14 protein-coding genes, 1 riboswitch and 1 other annotated feature are annotated in these 16,649 nt (G+C 39.7%); of the genes, 2 read left to right on the top strand and 12 right to left on the bottom strand.

Features of this window, described 5'->3' with window-relative positions; genetic code table 11:
- Window positions 1-14: 14 nt before the first annotated feature.
- From RT761_RS07875 to RT761_RS07835, 9 genes are all read right to left on the bottom strand, one after another.
- A complete protein-coding gene (locus tag RT761_RS07875) occupies window positions 15-1,169 on the bottom strand; it encodes a SpoIIE family protein phosphatase (RefSeq protein WP_218110881.1) in 1,155 nt (384 codons plus the stop codon).
- A complete protein-coding gene (locus tag RT761_RS07870; protein WP_218110880.1) occupies window positions 1,166-2,881 on the bottom strand; it encodes a [Fe-Fe] hydrogenase large subunit C-terminal domain-containing protein in 1,716 nt (571 codons plus the stop codon). Before RT761_RS07870 ends, RT761_RS07875 begins: the two co-directional genes overlap by 4 nt.
- A 4-nt stretch (window positions 2,882-2,885) precedes the next feature.
- Complete coding sequence (locus RT761_RS07865; protein ID WP_218110879.1) at window positions 2,886-3,143, bottom strand: (2Fe-2S) ferredoxin domain-containing protein; 258 nt, start codon at window positions 3,141-3,143, stop codon at window positions 2,886-2,888.
- A gap of 180 nt (window positions 3,144-3,323) precedes the next feature.
- Window positions 3,324-3,965: an MBL fold metallo-hydrolase gene (locus RT761_RS07860; protein WP_218110878.1), complete on the bottom strand. Its 642-nt coding sequence runs from the start codon at window positions 3,963-3,965 to the stop codon at window positions 3,324-3,326.
- Window positions 3,966-4,083: 118 nt separating this feature from the next.
- Complete coding sequence (locus RT761_RS07855) at window positions 4,084-5,433, bottom strand: B12-binding domain-containing radical SAM protein (protein WP_218110877.1); 1,350 nt, start codon at window positions 5,431-5,433, stop codon at window positions 4,084-4,086.
- Window positions 5,434-5,512: 79 nt separating this feature from the next.
- Window positions 5,513-6,835 carry a TrpB-like pyridoxal phosphate-dependent enzyme gene (locus tag RT761_RS07850; RefSeq protein ID WP_218110876.1) on the bottom strand — a complete coding sequence of 441 codons (1,323 nt, stop codon included), beginning with the start codon at window positions 6,833-6,835 and terminating at the stop codon, window positions 5,513-5,515.
- 532 nt (window positions 6,836-7,367) lie between these two features.
- Complete coding sequence (locus RT761_RS07845) at window positions 7,368-8,180, bottom strand: ABC transporter ATP-binding protein (protein WP_218110875.1); 813 nt, start codon at window positions 8,178-8,180, stop codon at window positions 7,368-7,370.
- Entirely contained in the window at window positions 8,180-9,079 is a 900-nt protein-coding gene (locus RT761_RS07840; protein WP_218110874.1) for an ABC transporter permease, read from the bottom strand. The genes RT761_RS07845 and RT761_RS07840 overlap by 1 nt, the downstream gene beginning before the upstream one ends.
- 102 nt (window positions 9,080-9,181) lie before the next feature.
- A complete protein-coding gene (locus RT761_RS07835) occupies window positions 9,182-10,189 on the bottom strand; it encodes an ABC transporter substrate-binding protein (RefSeq protein WP_218110873.1) in 1,008 nt (335 codons plus the stop codon).
- Window positions 10,190-10,223: 34 nt separating this feature from the next.
- Window positions 10,224-10,449: a binding site (T-box leader), on the bottom strand.
- A gap of 142 nt (window positions 10,450-10,591) precedes the next feature.
- Here RT761_RS07835 and RT761_RS07830 point away from each other — a divergent pair.
- On the top strand, window positions 10,592-11,116 hold the full coding sequence (locus RT761_RS07830; protein ID WP_218110872.1) for a methylated-DNA--[protein]-cysteine S-methyltransferase: 525 nt from the start codon (window positions 10,592-10,594) through the stop codon (window positions 11,114-11,116).
- Between the two features lie 8 nt (window positions 11,117-11,124).
- Here RT761_RS07830 and RT761_RS07825 read toward each other — a convergent pair whose 3' ends face one another.
- Together RT761_RS07825 and RT761_RS07820 are read right to left on the bottom strand one after the other, a co-directional pair.
- The gene (locus RT761_RS07825) at window positions 11,125-11,691 is read right to left on the bottom strand and encodes an ECF transporter S component (RefSeq protein WP_218110871.1); all 567 of its coding nucleotides are present in this window, start codon (window positions 11,689-11,691) and stop codon (window positions 11,125-11,127) included.
- A gap of 85 nt (window positions 11,692-11,776) precedes the next feature.
- A riboswitch (FMN riboswitch) is annotated at window positions 11,777-11,918 on the bottom strand.
- A 47-nt stretch (window positions 11,919-11,965) separates the two neighbouring features.
- Window positions 11,966-13,468, bottom strand: coding sequence for an FGGY family carbohydrate kinase (locus tag RT761_RS07820; protein WP_218110870.1), 1,503 nt, complete (start codon window positions 13,466-13,468; stop codon window positions 11,966-11,968).
- A 244-nt stretch (window positions 13,469-13,712) separates the two neighbouring features.
- Between RT761_RS07820 and RT761_RS07815 the strand changes: the two genes are divergently transcribed.
- Window positions 13,713-13,967, top strand: a complete 255-nt coding sequence (locus RT761_RS07815; RefSeq protein ID WP_218110869.1) for a DUF4405 domain-containing protein — start codon at window positions 13,713-13,715, stop codon at window positions 13,965-13,967.
- Between the two features lie 408 nt (window positions 13,968-14,375).
- Here the strand turns inward: RT761_RS07815 and RT761_RS07810 are convergent, their stop codons facing one another.
- Window positions 14,376-16,067, bottom strand: a complete 1,692-nt coding sequence (locus RT761_RS07810) for a DEAD/DEAH box helicase (protein ID WP_218110868.1) — start codon at window positions 16,065-16,067, stop codon at window positions 14,376-14,378.
- Between the last annotated feature and the right edge of the window lie 582 nt (window positions 16,068-16,649).

The following is a 16,649-nucleotide window of genomic DNA, read 5'->3' as shown; positions in this document are numbered from 1 at the left end:
ATATCAATCTAAATTTAAAAATACTCCAAATTAACCTCTTTTCCTAATTTTACCAACTCCTCAGTTATCTCTTCTAAAATTCGAGCTTTTAATGACAGCTCTCCTGATAGCTTTGGATTCTGATGAGCTGGATTAATAGCCATTCCAGTATAGATAAGAATCTCATCTGATTCTAATAATAAATGCAATAATCGGCTGGCGCCGTCCTGTTTATAGAGAACATCGATATCCCTTGCACCTTGTTTAAGATGGCGGCGAACGCTGGCTAAAGTTAAAATTCCCTCGGTGAGGAGGTCTACTCCTTCTAATATGCCTACTGGAGGGATATCTTCTTTCATGGAATTTAAATCCACATCTATTGGCTTCCCTAAATAACGGGAGACGATATTTCCGGTTGTTCCGCCAGAAAGTACTTTTTTCCCGGGAAAGGAAAGAAATTTTTGGGTAATCAGCTGGTCAGTTTTTGGATCTTCTGGAGGGCCTGCCCATAAAATTATTTTTCTGGGGAGACGAATTTTTGCTACTACACAGGTCGCATCGTCTCCGGGCATTCCTTTATAGAGACTCTCTGTCGTTTCGATCACTTTTCTTGACAAAGAATCGGCATCGATGTGTTCGTTCACACTGCTTTCAAGAAAAGAGGCAATTTTATCCCATCTCCAGCCTAAGTTCCAGATCCCACCGATACCGGCGTGCACTACTCCGTCGCTAACCACCACTAACCAGTCATTTTTTTGAAGTTTCATGTTTGATTCGTGAATAACCCGATTCCCAATTTTTCTTTCCTTCCGTTCGATATGCATCACTCGCCCGCTTCGAATCCAGAAGATTGGTGGGCTATCAAATTCAGCGATATAGGCTTCGCCGTTTTGAAAAACCTGGATGACTGAAAAAGTAGAATAAGCAATTTTTCTCACCTTGCACACCGGTAAAGTTTCGGCTAATGTTTCCACTACTTCGTCTAAGGGTGAATTCCGTTGAAGCATGGAAACAATAATTCGTGTAGTCAGTGTCGATAGAATGCTAGCTTTAACTCCGCTCCCTAACCCATCAGAGAGGGAAACAATAGTGGAAAGATCGTCTTTCTCGATGCGAACACTATCCCCACATAATTCTTCGCCCCATTTTGATATCTGAGCTTGAGCGACTTCAACAAATATCTCGTTCATTCCTCGACATTTTCTCCTCGAAGAATTTTCATGAGCTTGCTGAGCAAGGATTTAGTTTCAGCGGTTGTCTCACCTAAAAGACTAGCAATTTCTTGAGCAACCAACATCTGATTAGTAATAACCTGTTGAGCTTTTTCTAAGGTTTTTCCACGGATTTCTTCCATCATTTGTTCTTGGTCTTTTTGTTTGGTTAAATCTACAAACACCCCCATAAGAAGTCCTGACTTTTCCAGGTAAAAAACCGAAAGCTTTACATAAACATTATTATGTTGTGGATAATGGATTTCTTGACTAATTGCTTTTTTAGTTCTGAGGACCTCAACAAAAAACGAAGGATCAATAAACTCATCTAGCGTCTTTCCAACCATTAAACGTCCTTTAAGGTCGAAGATCTGACGTAGGGCAGGATTCATGTCAACAATTCTCAGGTTTTCATCAACTAAAATGATTCCATTTGGTGTCACCGCAATTAAAAAACTCGAAAAAGATTCAGCACGAGCTCTCATATAGGGAATACACATTTCAGCTTCGGCTAAGCCTTGATAAACAGCAACCGCCTTTTCTCGACAGGTATCGTAACCACACGCTCCACAATTGAGCTCATCTTGAGGGGTAAATTTACCGGTCAAGGTTAATATCTTTCTCAGTTCTTCTTCCGTTGGTTGTGGTTGAAGAATGGGATGGGGATTAAATTCGCGCCTGAGTGATGGGATTTCGAGTGTTTTTTTTGCCTTACCCGAATTTGTACCTTGTTGGGAAAACTCAATAATTTTTTTTCTTCTTTGATAAAGAGAAAGGGGTGATTTGAGAAGAGGTCCATCGATACATCCCCCTTCACAGCTCATCATTTCAACCATTTTTAAACCTTCTTTTTCTTTTTCAAAGTCATCCAAAAACCGTTGACATCTTTCGATTCCGGTGATAACAACTGATTCCTGAGACAGAATTCCGGTATCAAATTCTCCGGTTTTGAGCAAACCTCCTTCAACCGGGAAAGCCCTTGCCCATTGAACCGAAGAGAGGTCCTCGCTCTCTATGGGAAATTGATTGATATCGATATTCTCCTGAATGAGCCACTCTTTCAATTCATCAAAAGTTAAAGCGACATCAACTTCATCGATTATTTCGCTTTCCTCTCTCTCGGCTTTTTTAGCAATACAAGGTCCAATAAAAACCACCCGAGGGTGTTGACCTTCAAATTCTTTTTTAAGAAGTCGAGCATGGGCAACCATTGGAGAAACTATTGGAGCTAAGTAAGAAATGTGCTGAGGATAATACTTATATATGAGAGCGTTTATCGCTGGGCAGGAACTGGTAATAATTGCTTTGTTTCCTTCTTTTACTAATCGAGCATGTTCCAAAGCAACCAATTCCGCAGCTTCCGCTGTTTCACGAACAACAGTAAATCCTAAAGCTTTTAAAGCATTAAATAGCTGACCAGGCATAATATCTGGAAAAGTTGGCACAAAAGAAGGCGCTAAGCTGGCAATAACAAATTCTTTATTCTCAAAGTAATTTTTGACTACTTCTACATCATTTCTTATAACCTTGGCATGCTGGGGACAAACTAAAACACACCGACCATCCTTGATGCAACGTTCGTCAATAATTTCGGCGTGCCCCATACTAAAGCGAATAGCTTTAACGGGACAATGACGCACACATTTATAACAGTCTCGGCAACTGGTTTTAATTGTTGAAAGTATATTCAACCAACTAATCCTCCTTAACCTTTACCATGACCTTTTCTTTAAAAATACGTTGAAAATTGTCGGGAGTAACACCGGTTTCAATTTCATCGTCTATGACTATGGTTACCCCCTCTTGACTGCATTTCCCTAAACAAAACGTGCCCTTTAACTCAACCTGATCCCGTAAACCAAGTTTGCTTATGGTTTCTTCACATTGGTGAATAATATCATAAGCTCCCTTTAAATGGCACGAACTTCCTACACATATAGCAATTGTTACCATTTATATACTCCTATTTATTCTTTCTTTTAAGTTCTTGTGAAATAACGTTTTTAAAGATCAAAGCTCTTTTTTCCTTTAAGAAATTCTTATTATAAAAAAGAGTATCAATGCTTTCCAAACAAGCCTATCATTATAACACAATTTCTTTTTACTTTTATTTAATTTTGGAAATTCCCTTCTTTATTTTGGTATTGGAAATATCCAAATCTCAGTTGGTTCAGGAAGACTTTCTCGATTAATTTCGATCTGGGTTTTCAAAAGTGTTTTTACTTCAAAAAAACGATAGGTAAAATTTTCAACCGGTTGCAGTTCGAATTTGAGCAAAGGGGTCCGATAATGCATGGGAATAACCACTCTTGGTTTTAAATTTTCTACCAGGGTTTGAGCTTCATGTCCATTAATCGTGTAGATTCCTCCAACTGGAACCAAGAGAATATCCAGTGGTTTCCACGATTCAACAACCTCCAAACTCGGCAACATGCCCATGTCACCAGCATGTATTAATGATAAACCATCTATTTCCAGCCGATATACAACGTTTTCGCCTCTCTCTTTCCCCTTTTTATGATCATGATAGGTTTGAAAGCCTTGTATTTTAAAACCATCACGAACGTATATACCCGCTTTTTGAATAATTTCTGGATTACCTCCAATAATTTGAACATTATTGTGATCATAATGGGAGTGGCTGACACAAACGGTATTTGCCGATACCTGAGGAAGTGGGTAACCAACACTTTGATCAAAAGGGTCAAACACTATTTTTTGCCCACCTTGGGATGTGACCATAAAAAAAGAATGACCAAACCATTGAATTTTCATACTTACACCTCCAACATTTCTTCCCTTTTTATCAAACCCATGAGAACAGAATCTCATTCCTTGAATTTAAGAAAGTTATTTTATCTAATTAATTAAATTATTAATATTATTCGTTGGTTTATTTGTCACATTTATGGAAAAAAGTATATTTAGATATTTTCCTTTGCAACGCCTCATACAATTCATTTTGTTCAGATAGATAAAGATAGGCTATTTTATTTTGTAACAACGGTTCATCTTTGATTTGAAGCGTATTTACCCGCTCGAAATCGGGTGTACCAGGAAGTGGTGAGAATAGGGACAGACGAGGTCTTAAACCTAAATCAGTAACATATTCAATCGAAAACTCATAGTCCTTCTCCTTCAACCCAGGGAGTCCAAAAAGAAGATAGACTTCCAGTTCTTCAGGAGCATAACCGGCTTGAATAAAAGATTGAATGGCTTTCTCAAAAATGGAGTTATCTACCTTATTTCCAGTGTTTTTTTGGCTGCTGGCATCGGAAAATTCAAGGCTGATTCGAATGGTTTTAAAATTACATTTTCTCATGAGTTTAGCAATTTCAGGAGTTACATACCGGGCATGGATGGAATTGGGGAGATGAAAACGAAGGGGAAGTCGTTCTTTCTGCAATGCTCGAAGAAGGGGTAGAAAGCTTTCTTCGGCTCGATAAAGCAATGCATCATCATAAAAAGCTAGGTCTTGAACCCCATAATTCTGGTAATCGTAAATAATTTCATCGAGGACCTGCTTCCAGGGTCGCCGCCAAAATTCTGGAAAGTACCTCCCTGAAGCACAATAGGTGCAGCGAAATGGACAACCGATAGAAGTCAAAACAATCGTATAATTCAGTTTTTTATAAAGATCAAAAGCTGGCTTCACCGAAAAAAAATGCTGATAATTTTCAATTGAAGATAATTCCTTAAAATCTGAGCAAAGTTGTTTGATAACCTGCAATGGATCGACACCTTCAACAATCCGGTCGAATCCCCATTGACGAGCATGTTCCAAGCAGAGGGTAGGATACCAACCACCAATAATAACTCGAGTATTATTCCATATTTGACGAACACACTTTAAAAAAGCAATTTGTCCGGGATACCAATAGGTCATGGTACCAGTGATAAAAACCCATTCTGGGGGTTTCATTTCCTTGAGCTGTTGCTTAACTCTTTCCCAAGGGATTCCAAACCGTGACCAATAACGAGGAATCGAAAAAAATTGAATTGGTTTAGGAATATTTTCCCGATAATATCCACCACAACCCATGCTCCTGAGCCGCTTCGGTCCTGGATGGTCAGGTGGAGGCATGAAAGGATGATAACGATCCATACAATCAAGGAGGGACACCCTATAACCAGAGTTCTTCAAATGGGATGCCAGATAAAGCAATCCCAATGGTTTCATCCATAGGTCATAAGCGGTAAAATCATAAATCCAAGGATTGACTAAAAGGATGTTTTTATTCATTGTATTGCTCCAATTTACAGCAATTGAAAAAAAATGCCTCCAGTGGTTTGACCACTAGAGGCATTTGATTCATTACTTCTTACGAATCATGATTTACCTCGGGGAGACCCTCATTAATATAAACATCATAGGCTCCTAAATCAAGATACCCGTTTCCACTGAGATTAAAGAGGATAACCTTCTCTTCTCCAGTTTCTTTGCATTTCTTCGCTTCTTCTATGGCTGATTTTATTGCATGTGCACTTTCCGGAGCTGGTAAAATTGCTTCCGATTGCATGAATACCATAGAAGCATCAAAAATATCAGTTTGCTTATACGATTGAGCTTCGATTAAACCGGAATTATATAATAAGCTCAACAAGGGGGCCATCCCATGATATCGTAATCCACCGGCATGAATTCCCGGTGGAATGAAATCATGACCAAGGGTGTACATTTTTAAATAGGGAGTCATTCCAGCTACATCACCCAAGTCGTATTCATATTTTCCTTTTAGAAAGGATGAGCACGATTTTGGTTCGACAGCTATTGCTCGGAAATTTTTCTCTCCACTGATTTTATCCCGCATAAAAGGGAAAAGGAGTCCGCCAAAATTACTCCCTCCTCCTACGCATCCAATAATAATATCTGGATATTTTTCTCCAACCTTCTCCAGTTGAAGTTTCGCCTCTTCTCCAATTATAGTTTGATGTAAAAGCACGTGATTGAGTACACTTCCCAGACTATATTTGGAATGGGGGGTCGTTACCGCATCTTCTATTGCTTCACTAATGGCAATCCCCAAACTTCCCAACGAATCAGGTGATTTCTCTAAAATGTTTTTCCCAGCTTTGGTATTGTCACTGGGGCTGGCAAAAACATTGGCACCCCAGGTTTGCATTAAAACCCGTCGGTAAGGTTTCTGTTGGTAGCTCACCTTTACCATATAAACCGTGCATTCCATATTAAAATAATGGCAAGCCATAGAAAGAGCTGAACCCCACTGTCCAGCACCAGTTTCAGTTGTCAAACGTTTGGTCCCATCTTTTTTGTTATAATACGCCTGCGCAACTGCAGTATTTGGCTTGTGACTCCCAACCGGGCTATCACCTTCATATTTATAATAGATACGAGCCGGTGTTTGTAAAGCTTTTTCCAATCGTCGAGCACGATACAAGGGTGAGGGACGCCAGAGGCGATAGATATCCAGCACTTCACCAGGGATATCAATAAAACGCTGGTTGCTGACTTCTTGTTGTATGAGGCTCGGTGGAAAAATTGGTTCCAAATCTTGAAGAGTAACCGGTTCTTTGGTACCTGGATGCAACGGTGGATCAAGAGGCCGCGGTAAATCTGGAATGATATTATACCAGATGGTCGGCATCTCCTTATCGCTCAGGTATATTCGGTTTGCCTCTTCCATGGTAATCACCTCCGGTGTTTTTTTATTGGCTTTTTCTAAAACCAATATCCTTAATTTCGTTTTATATTTTTTATAAACTCTCTTTTCAATATCTTGTGTTGAGAACAAATTCTCGAACTGCAATTTTTACATCTACCAATTTTATTCAATACTGATCTTTTTTATAAAACACCTCTTGCCATGTCTATCTTTCTATCCCGAAAAAACCATCTTATAAATTCCCCCATTGAGGGGGGATAAAGGGGGGTGTGCCTTTAATCGGTCATCCTGAGGCTTCGCTTTTCGAAGCCGTGAGGATCTCATCTTTTAGGTTCTTTCTTCATAACTATTTAAAAAATGGAATTCTCACGTCGCAAAATTCGCTCCTCAGAATGGAAGAATTGCTAAATGAGATTGCCACGTCGTTCAACCAAAAAACGTTTGAACTCCTCGCAATGACGAATTTCGATAGCTACTTTTATCCTTATCTGGTGCTATAAAAATGGCCGGAGAGTTTATCTACACCATTGGTAATCTATTGTTCATTCTAACTTTAACTTTCCTTGGTTTCGGTTGAAAGTAACACGCGATCGTTAGCGAATTTTTTACGGCGGCGTTCACTAAATCGCTCTAAAAGTTCTTCGATGGTCATCTTCTTTCTTTCTTCTCCTGAGATGTCTAAAACAATTTCGCCATCATCCATAAGAAGGGTTCGAGTCCCAAAGTTCAGAGCATCTCCTAAGTCATGGGTAATCATAAACGCCGTCAGATGATCATCTCGAATAAGAAGGTTGGTTAGATTCATGATTTTCCCAGCAGTTTTTGGATCAAGGTTGGCGGTATGCTCATCTAAAAGTAAAATTTTTGGATTCCCAATAGTCGCCATAAGCAGTGCCAGAGCTTGCCGTTGACCACCTGATAAAAGTCCCACTCGATCTCGAAGGCGGTTTTCCAATCCTAAACCAACCTCAGCTAATTTCTCTCGAATTTTTTTTCTCAAATGTTCTGAAATTGCTAAACGGAGCCCTCTGGTTCTTCCTTTGGCGTAGGCAATAGCAAAATTCTCTTCAATGGTCAATGATGCCGCTGTCCCCTGAGTGGTATTTTGGAAGACTCTACCGATAAAACGAGCCCGACGAAAAGCCGGAAGGGAGGTTACATCTTGGCTTTCAACAACCACCTTTCCCCGGTCGGGAAAGTGGTTACCGCTGATAATGTTTAATAAGGTGGTTTTTCCAGCACCATTACTCCCTACAATAGTGACAAACTCATCAGGTTGTACAGTACAGGAAAGGTTTCTCAAAGCCCATCTTTCATCAGGAGTATTTCTAAAAAACACTTTATCTATATGATCCAGTTGTAACACTATTTCACTCTCCTAAACTTCTCTTTTATTACCGGAAAAGAGAGAATAATAATAACTAAAAGACCGGTAAAAAGCTTCAAATCATAGGGTTTAAAACCAATATTGTACCCATAGTTCAAAGCAATTGCGGTAGCTAATCGATAAACAACCGCTCCAATAATAACCTGAAGAGTAATTACTAAAATAATTCTTCCTCTTAGAAGAACTTCTCCAACGATTACCGAAGCCAGACCCAAAACCACCATACCGATTCCCATATTGATATCGACAAAACCTTGATACTGGGCAAACATAGCACCAGCAAATGCCACTAGAGCATTGGATAGAGAAATTCCTACCAACTTGATACGGTCGGGATTGACCCCTTGAGCCTCAACCAGAGTTTCATTATCGCCAGTAGCCCGGATAGCTAAACCAATTTCGGTTTGCAAAAAAAGATCTAATAATATTTTTATAAGAACAATGAGTCCAATTAAAAAAAAGAGCCGAAGATAGCTTTCTGGTATACCATTGAAAGAATCTCTCAGCATAGTAAAAACCGTTCGATGTCCTAGGTTTTCAGAAAGTGATATATTAGGACGTCCCATAATCCTTAAATTAATAGAATATAAACAGGTCATGGTAAGAATTCCCGATAAAAGAGCTGGAATTTTCGAAAAAGTATGTAACACCCCAGTGAACAAACCGGCTAAGGCTCCGGCAATAAAAGCGGCGATCATGCTTTCTATCGGGCCAAATCCTCGATAAACCAATGAAGCAAATACTGCCGCTCCTAATGGAAAACTCCCATCTACCGTTAGATCAGGAAAGTTCAAGCAACGAAAAGTTATATACACACCTAAGGCAAGAATACCGTATAACAATCCTTCCTGCACACTAAAAACAAAATAGTCGTACAATCACTTCACCCGCTTTTCATTCATTCAAGATTGCATCTAAAAAAATGGTAACTATAGCCCCGTGATATAATAATCATGGGGCTATAATTGAATTCGTTTATTTTATTTGACTTCCAAAGTGACTTCTACATTTTGAGATCTCATGTCTTCAACATATTTTTCTAAAAGAGCCTTAAAATCATCAACCTGAATACCAAGTATTTCCAAATTTTTACTATTTACCATTAAAACCAGTTTATTGGCAAACTCTACTGGTATATCCGATGGTTTTTCTCCCTTAAGAATTCGAGCTACCATATCACCGGTTTGACGACCGTGCAGATAATAATCAAAACCTAAGGCCAAAGTAGCTCCCTTTTCTAAAGTAGTTGGGTCAGCCAAGATTAACGGTATTTTTTTATCCTCACAAACTTTAATAACCGTTTCTAAGGCACTAACCACCGTATTGTCGGTAGAAACATAAATCGCATCGACTTTGCCAACTAATGATTGGGTGGCAATAGCCACATCAGCCGATGTTGAAACTGTTGCCTCGATGAGTGACATTTCATTTTTTTCACAGGCAATTTTTGCTAAATCATTGGTTACTACCGAATTAACCTCACCAGCATTATAAACGGTTCCTAAATTTTTGGCATCAGGAAATAAATATTTTAACATTTCGACTTGCCTATCAACCGGTGTCATATCCGATACACCGGTGACATTTCCGCCTGGCTGTTGTAGGTCCTTAACCAAACCAGCACTGACTGGATCAGTTACAGCAGAAAAAACAATTGGGATTTCTTTCGATGCATTGGCTGCAGCCTGTGAAGTGGGGGTGGCAATTGAAACAATAACATCAACCCGATCGGAAACAAATTTGCGCGCTATGGTGTTTGCAGTTGCGACATCGCCTTGAGCCGATTGCATATCATAGATGATATCTTGATCGGGAACGTATCCATAGACTTCTTGAAGAGCATCTCTTACACCATCTCGGGTTGCATTTAAAGCCGGATGGTCAACAATCTGCATGATCCCAATTTTTACTGGTTCAGCAGCTGTTGCTGGGAGAACCAAACCAATTGACAACAAAACTAACAAGGATAAAAAAAGAATCTTTCTCATATCGTACCTCCTTTTAAAAAAAAATCCCTCCCGACACAGGGACGGGAGGGATATATGACCCGCGGTACCACCCTCATTGAGCAAGAGGCTCCAGCTTTAAACCTTTAACGCAGCACGCGATGAAGCTTTAATCTCATTCTTCGACCAGCTTCACTCCTCCAGGTTCCATTCATCTCATCACAAACACCAGGATTCCAGCCCTTCTCCCGGCTCTCTTTAGTTTGTAAAAAGAAACTACTTGTTCCCTTCTTCGGATTTTTACGATATATTAATGATATATCACAAAATTATACGGCAATTTTCAATCTTGTAAAGAGGCAAACGGCACTTTTTTCAAAATAAACCATAAAACTTCCCCGTCCGAAGACTAATTTGAAAAGAAAATAGGAAAGGTGTAACTTTATGAGAAAATCAAATTCCTTTTTTTATTCCTTTCTATCCACACCATTGGGAACGGCAATTATTGGCTGGCAAAACGACCTGCTGGCTGCATTTGTTCTTCCTCAACCAACCCTTGAAGAAGCTTTCCAATATCTTCAGTCCTACCATCTCCCTCACCACGATTCATTCATACTTGAAACTAAATTGCCTTGGCTTGATCTTTCCGATAAGGTTAATGCTTATTTTTCCGGTGAAAAAGTTGCGTTTTCCGAGCCGATTATTATCAACCAATTTCCTAATTACACACGCCAGATATTGGATATCACCAAAAATATTCCTTGGGGTGAAGTAAAGACTTATCAACAAGTTGCACAACTTTCATCGCAGAAACGAGCTTATCGGGCAGTTGGACAAGCGCTACACCGCAATCCAATTCCTCTGATTATCCCCTGTCACCGGGTTATCGCCAAAAACTCTTTAGGAGGATTCGGTTACGGGCTGAATTGGAAATTACGTTTACTGACCCTCGAAAATATTCATTTATAAAAACAAAATTATTGCCCGACAGCATTGGGTTTTGAAACACACTGATTACCGACTTCAAGAAAGTTACTGACTTTTTTATAGAGTAAGAAAGTTATGATTCCGTTAATAGCACCCTTGAGAAGGTTAAAGGGTATAATAGCAGGAAGCAGCATGCCAACAACCATTTCTCTGGTTACTCCTAAGTACAGAGGCGTAACGAAAAGATTGGCTATCACCATAACCCCGGTCATCACCAAAGGAGCAATAATCAAACCTTTTACCGCTGAAGAAAGATTTCTATGCCTTCGGTAAATCAAACTAGCAACCAATACATATACACCAGTCGCAATAAAATGCATGAGAACCCCCCAGGGGCCTCCTTGGCCGGTTAAAACCGCAAATAGAACTGAAACAATTGCAGTCATAATTACTCCAATCCCAGGACTGAATTTAAGGCCCATAATCAATATGGGTACATCACCAGGGTCATACAGTAAAAAGGGTGCCGAAGGAATGAGGGGAAAGTGGATTAAATAGCTCAAAACAATGGAAAGAGCAGAAAATGCTCCAGTATAAACCAAATTACGACACTTCATACCAAGAAACCTCCTCGATTTATCTTTCTCCAGAAATTAATAAGCCCTGAAAGCATTGCGCCTTCAGGGCTTATGGGCTCACTATAGGCTTCTTCTCCCATCCGGACTATACCGTCGGCTCCGGATTTTCACCGGATCAACCCAAAAAGGGTTCGCGGGCTTAGGATTAACCATCACCGCCGGTTAGGAATTGGGAATTTCTCCCTTACCCTACCCTGAAGAAGTATTTTCTCAATGATTTATTCTAACTTGATATTGTTAATTGTCAAGAGATTCAAATCTTATTTCGGTAATGAGAAGCTAAGAAAAGAGGAAGCTTTTCATACTCTTCATATAACTTTTGATATCGTGGCCAATTTTCCGAAGGTTCCCAAACCCGAGTCGTTATTTCAACCATATTTTTGGCTTCTTCTATGGATCGAGCTGCATCGGAACCAACCATAGCAAAAAGGGCTGCTCCTAAAACCGTTCCCTCTTCACAGGAAATCGTAATAACCGGTATCCCTAAGACATCTGCTCGTATCTGATTCCAAAGGTGGTTTTTTGAGCCTCCTCCAACTACTCTTAGGGCTGTTGGCTCAAATCCAAAGGTCTCAAAAAATGCCTTTACTGCTTGCTTTAGTTGAAAGGATAATCCTTCCAAGGCGGCGCGATACACTTGCGAACGATCAGTAGTTAATCCTAACCCTAAAATCGTTCCTTGGGTTTCATAAGGCTTATTCGGACCAGAGGGCATAAAGGAAGGAATCACTATTACTCTTCCACTTCCGGGTTCAACTTCCCTCCCGCTATCAATCATCAATGAATAGATGTCCGATCGATCTTTGATGTCCGCATAAAAATTTCGTCGCACCCACTCTACCACACCACCTGCCATCATCAGCATTTGAGGATTCCAAAGATCATCAATAGCATCAAATTCGGTCATAATACCAGTTTCAAAGGCTCTTTCTGAGTCATGATATTCTGGAATCCGTATGGCTGCAATTTCCCAGGTTCCAGAACTCAAAACCATCTCACTTTGGTCAGCCATTGATCCAATCAAAGCAAATTGAGTATCATGACCAGCAGCTATCACTGGTGTTCCCTTGGGAATCCCGGTTTCAGAATGAACTTTTTCTGTTACTTGACCGATTACACCTCCACTTGGAGTAAAAGGTGGAAAAAATGTTTCATCCAAGCCAACCAAAGACAACAAACGATCCGACCATTTTTTAGTTCGAATATCAATCATCATAGTTGTCGATGCTGAGGGATAATCAAAAGACATTTCACCACAAAGTTTATAACTTAACAAACCAGGCATCATCATGTAGGAATCAGCCTGGTCGAGTGCTTCTGGAACGTTTTCTCTCATCCACAATAACTTAATAATAGTATTGAAGGGAATAATTTGATAGCCGGTGAGTCGGAAAATTTCTCGAGGGGATATTAAGCTTGCTATCCTTTTTGCCCATCCGGATGTTCGTGAACATTGCCAGGATATGACCGGATAAGTTAAGGTGCCATCCTTTTTTACCGTGGTTCCATCAGCTCCGAAGGTGGTAACAGTGACTGCTTCTATCTTTCCATCAACTTGAGACCTGACCTTTGGAATAACCTGTAAAAACTTATTCCAAATTTCATCTATATCCCAGATAAGGCATTCTTCACATCCACTTTGTAATCGGGGAACGTTGGGTAGAGCCGAGATGGCCAGTATTTCTCCTTTCATCCCAACAGCTACTGCCCGGAGCGTTGTTGCACCACAATCAAGCACTAAAATATATTGATTCACCGTTATCCCTCCGATTCAATTAAGAGTTATGTTTGTTGAGAAAATTATTTTATCCTGATTGAGAATTCTCCTTATCACCTAGGACATTCGTTCTTTAAAAAAAAGATCTAAAGAATTGTCCCGGTTCTTTCTCTTCATTATATTATAATGAAAGAAAAGAATTTAGCGCTTTATAAAACTTTTCATTTTTTATTAAAAAGCATCATTCTCTTTTTCCCAAACCCGCAGGAGATAAAGGAGGAAAATGGTGAACAAATTAACTATGCAAATTCGAGGTTTAGTGGCATTGGGCATGCTTATTCTCATTTTTATTATGGTGATTAGCGGTATTATATTATGGTTAGCCATGCTTGGAATCATGAACAATCCAGGGTTGTGGAGCTTTGCTTCCCGCATCCATCCCACTCTTGGGATTATTATGTTTATTTTAGGAATGATTCATCTTATAACCAATAAAAAAATGTTTTTGAACGATTTAAAACAATTTAAAGGGAAATAGTCCTAAACTGGTTAGACTCTTACAAAATGTCAAAGTACCAGGTGAAAATGAAAATACCTATCGAATACCGTCATTGAATGGAATCAGAGTTTTTTCTCCCTTGAGGTGAAATATTCAAGATACGGGTGAAACCTAAGATTCAGATCCAGGTTTGGTGTTTTAAAACGATCTTGAGAAAGATTTGTAGGTTTCCCTTACCTTAATTTGCTCCCACCAGGGGAGAGGGAAAAAATGTGTCGATTTCATTCAGGAAGCATTTTTGAAAAAGAATTAAAAGATGAAACCCTCACGGTTTCGCTTTTCGAAACCGTGAGGGTGGCGCTTTCGGTTTCAGATGAAATCCACCCGCGGGAAAATCTCCCACACCGGATAACACCATTTTTCATTCATTACCCATTATTGAAATGGCTAATTTGAAATAATTGAGCTTCTCATTGGCGAGGAACGTTTGGTAGAACTCATATGATTAATCAGATATTCTTCGACGAATTTTGGTTTCTTTTCCTGAAATAGTTGTAAAGCTTTCTGGGAAAGCTCGACATTGGCATAGTCTTCTCGTAATCGAATATTCCCAATCTCTTGACGGCTTATTCCTAAAATTCGACAAAGGGTTCCCAGCAGTTTACCTACTTCCCAACCGTTGGTCGTACCGGTCGATAGACGAATAGTACCTCCCTTCGCAAAAGCTGAATAGCCTTTCTTTTCCCGGTTTTTTTTCTGATGGTTTTTTCCATCTTGAAGGAACCGAGACTTTCTTTCTCGCTCGATTCGTTTATCTTCATCAAGAAACAATTTTAAAGAATAGCCCAGATTATTTCCCTTGCTATTCCACTGTAAAAGCTTTGCCACCAAATCAACCGGGTCTTCTTTAGCTATCAGTTTCTCTGCCCATTGCTGAATGTGAGGTTCTACCGCCATATTGCTATCGGTGAGTTTGTACTCAATCCGTTGCTGATTTTTCAGTTGGATCTCTGCTTGATCGGGAAGCGGCTTCCATTCTACTTTAAGTGAGCTTCTTGAAAACATATTACGAAAATGGGATGCTTCGCGATTAGAAAGCAAAGCGATGCTTAATCCCGAATGACCCGCTCTCCCAGTCCGTCCACTTCGATGAACATAATTATTCAAGTCTCCGGGGAGTCCCAGCTGAATAACATGACTTACCATATCGATATCCAAACCTCTGGCAGCAACGTCGGTTGCCACTAAACAGGTCGTTATTCCCACTCGAAATGAATTGAGAGAAGAATTTCTTTCTCTTTGGGTCATATCACCATGGAGTGCTTTAGCTGAAAACCCAGCTTCAGTTAAAAAAGTAGCACATTCTATGGTTTCTTGGCGGGTTGAACAAAAGATCAGCGCTTTTTCTGGTCCTTCCCAAAGTAACACATTAACCAAACTTTCTAAGCGATGTTGATATGGAACTAAATAAACCCGATGCTTAATATCCTGGTGAGCGGTAAGGTCTTGGTCTAATGAAATCCACTTGGGATGAGTCAGATAATTTTTTGAGAGTTCACGAACCTGTTTTGGCATGGTTGCAGAGAATAACCAGATTCGGTCAACATTTTCATGTGATTCAAAAATTGCTTCCAACTCTTCACGAAATCCCAAATCTAACATGTGATCGCCTTCATCAAGAACAATGGTCTGAATTTCTTCAGTACGATAGTGACCTCTTCGAATATGATCCAATACTCGTCCGGGAGTTCCAACTACCAAGGCAGGTCCATTTAATAATTCTCGGCGTTGATTTTCGATATCCATTCCACCAACCAAAGTTGCTACCTTTATAGTCATCTCACTCCCTAACCATTTCAGCTCCTGAGCTGTTTGAATGGCTAATTCCCGAGTTGGAGAGAGAATTAGAATCACCGGCTGGGTTGGAATCTGTTCAATGGTATTGAGGAGTGGAATTCCAAAAGCCAAGGTTTTTCCTGATCCGGTTTTGGCTTGGACGATGAGATCTTCATCCATAATATTGGTTTCATTCATCACTTGTATCTGAACCGGACTCGGATTATCAAATTTTTTCTTCTTCAAAGCACAGAGAATTTCCTGACGAAGTGGAAATTGTTTAAAAGTTATTTTTTCGGTCAATAGATTGACCTCCTTTTTTTAAATCGAAAAGATCGCGATCAAAATCACCCATTGACATTTTTTCCGATGAGATCCGATCCATCGATTTGAGGAGGTACACCCATTGGACATTCAATGCCACCATACATTCCCAATATGTAATTATCACTATGTTTGAAATGACGATCCATTCGTTCTTTTTTTTGAGACTCAAAAAAGGGGACTTGACAGAAGAACTGGAAGTTGAAAACCGGTTACTTCATCAAAATCTTTATGATTCTCGAGGGAACATTATAACAGATAACAAAACAAATGAATATCTTTTTTATTCCTTTTGAGAATAATTCACTGGAAAAACTTACTTTTTCATTATGAAGATAAAGTTTTGACGGAATAGAAACTCATGCAACTTTCGTGGCACCAGATGGATATGAAGGACAAGATTCAACATGCCTTGGCAGGTCACGATTAATCCAGTGCAATAAGTTACACCCTTAGGCAAAAACATTCTTTTGCAGGGGTTTGATTTATCATACCTTGTGTTTACAGGATAGACCTTCATGCTTCTTAGTAGCACCAGATGAGGATGAAAATAAGTTGCCC

It is taken from the genome of Atribacter laminatus (assembly GCF_015775515.1).
Lineage (GTDB): Bacteria > Atribacterota > Atribacteria > Atribacterales > Atribacteraceae > Atribacter > Atribacter laminatus.
The sequence above is the reverse complement of the archived record's forward strand: the minus strand, read 5'-3'. Positions and strand labels throughout refer to the sequence as shown.

Excerpts from the sequence above, each read along its gene's own strand:
- RT761_RS07835 (WP_218110873.1), bottom strand. The coding sequence starts at position 10,189 with ATGAGAAAGATTCTTTTTTTATCCTTGTTAGTTTTGTTGTCAATTGGT.
- RT761_RS07855 (WP_218110877.1), bottom strand. The coding sequence starts at position 5,433 with ATGAATAAAAACATCCTTTTAGTCAATCCTTGGATTTATGATTTTACC.
- RT761_RS07865 (WP_218110879.1), bottom strand. The coding sequence starts at position 3,143 with ATGGTAACAATTGCTATATGTGTAGGAAGTTCGTGCCATTTAAAGGGA.
- RT761_RS07825 (WP_218110871.1), bottom strand. The coding sequence starts at position 11,691 with ATGAAGTGTCGTAATTTGGTTTATACTGGAGCATTTTCTGCTCTTTCC.
- RT761_RS07815 (WP_218110869.1), top strand. The coding sequence starts at position 13,713 with ATGGTGAACAAATTAACTATGCAAATTCGAGGTTTAGTGGCATTGGGC.
- RT761_RS07860 (WP_218110878.1), bottom strand. The coding sequence starts at position 3,965 with ATGAAAATTCAATGGTTTGGTCATTCTTTTTTTATGGTCACATCCCAA.
- RT761_RS07830 (WP_218110872.1), top strand. The coding sequence starts at position 10,592 with ATGAGAAAATCAAATTCCTTTTTTTATTCCTTTCTATCCACACCATTG.
- RT761_RS07850 (WP_218110876.1), bottom strand. The coding sequence starts at position 6,835 with ATGGAAGAGGCAAACCGAATATACCTGAGCGATAAGGAGATGCCGACC.
- RT761_RS07875 (WP_218110881.1), bottom strand. The coding sequence starts at position 1,169 with ATGAACGAGATATTTGTTGAAGTCGCTCAAGCTCAGATATCAAAATGG.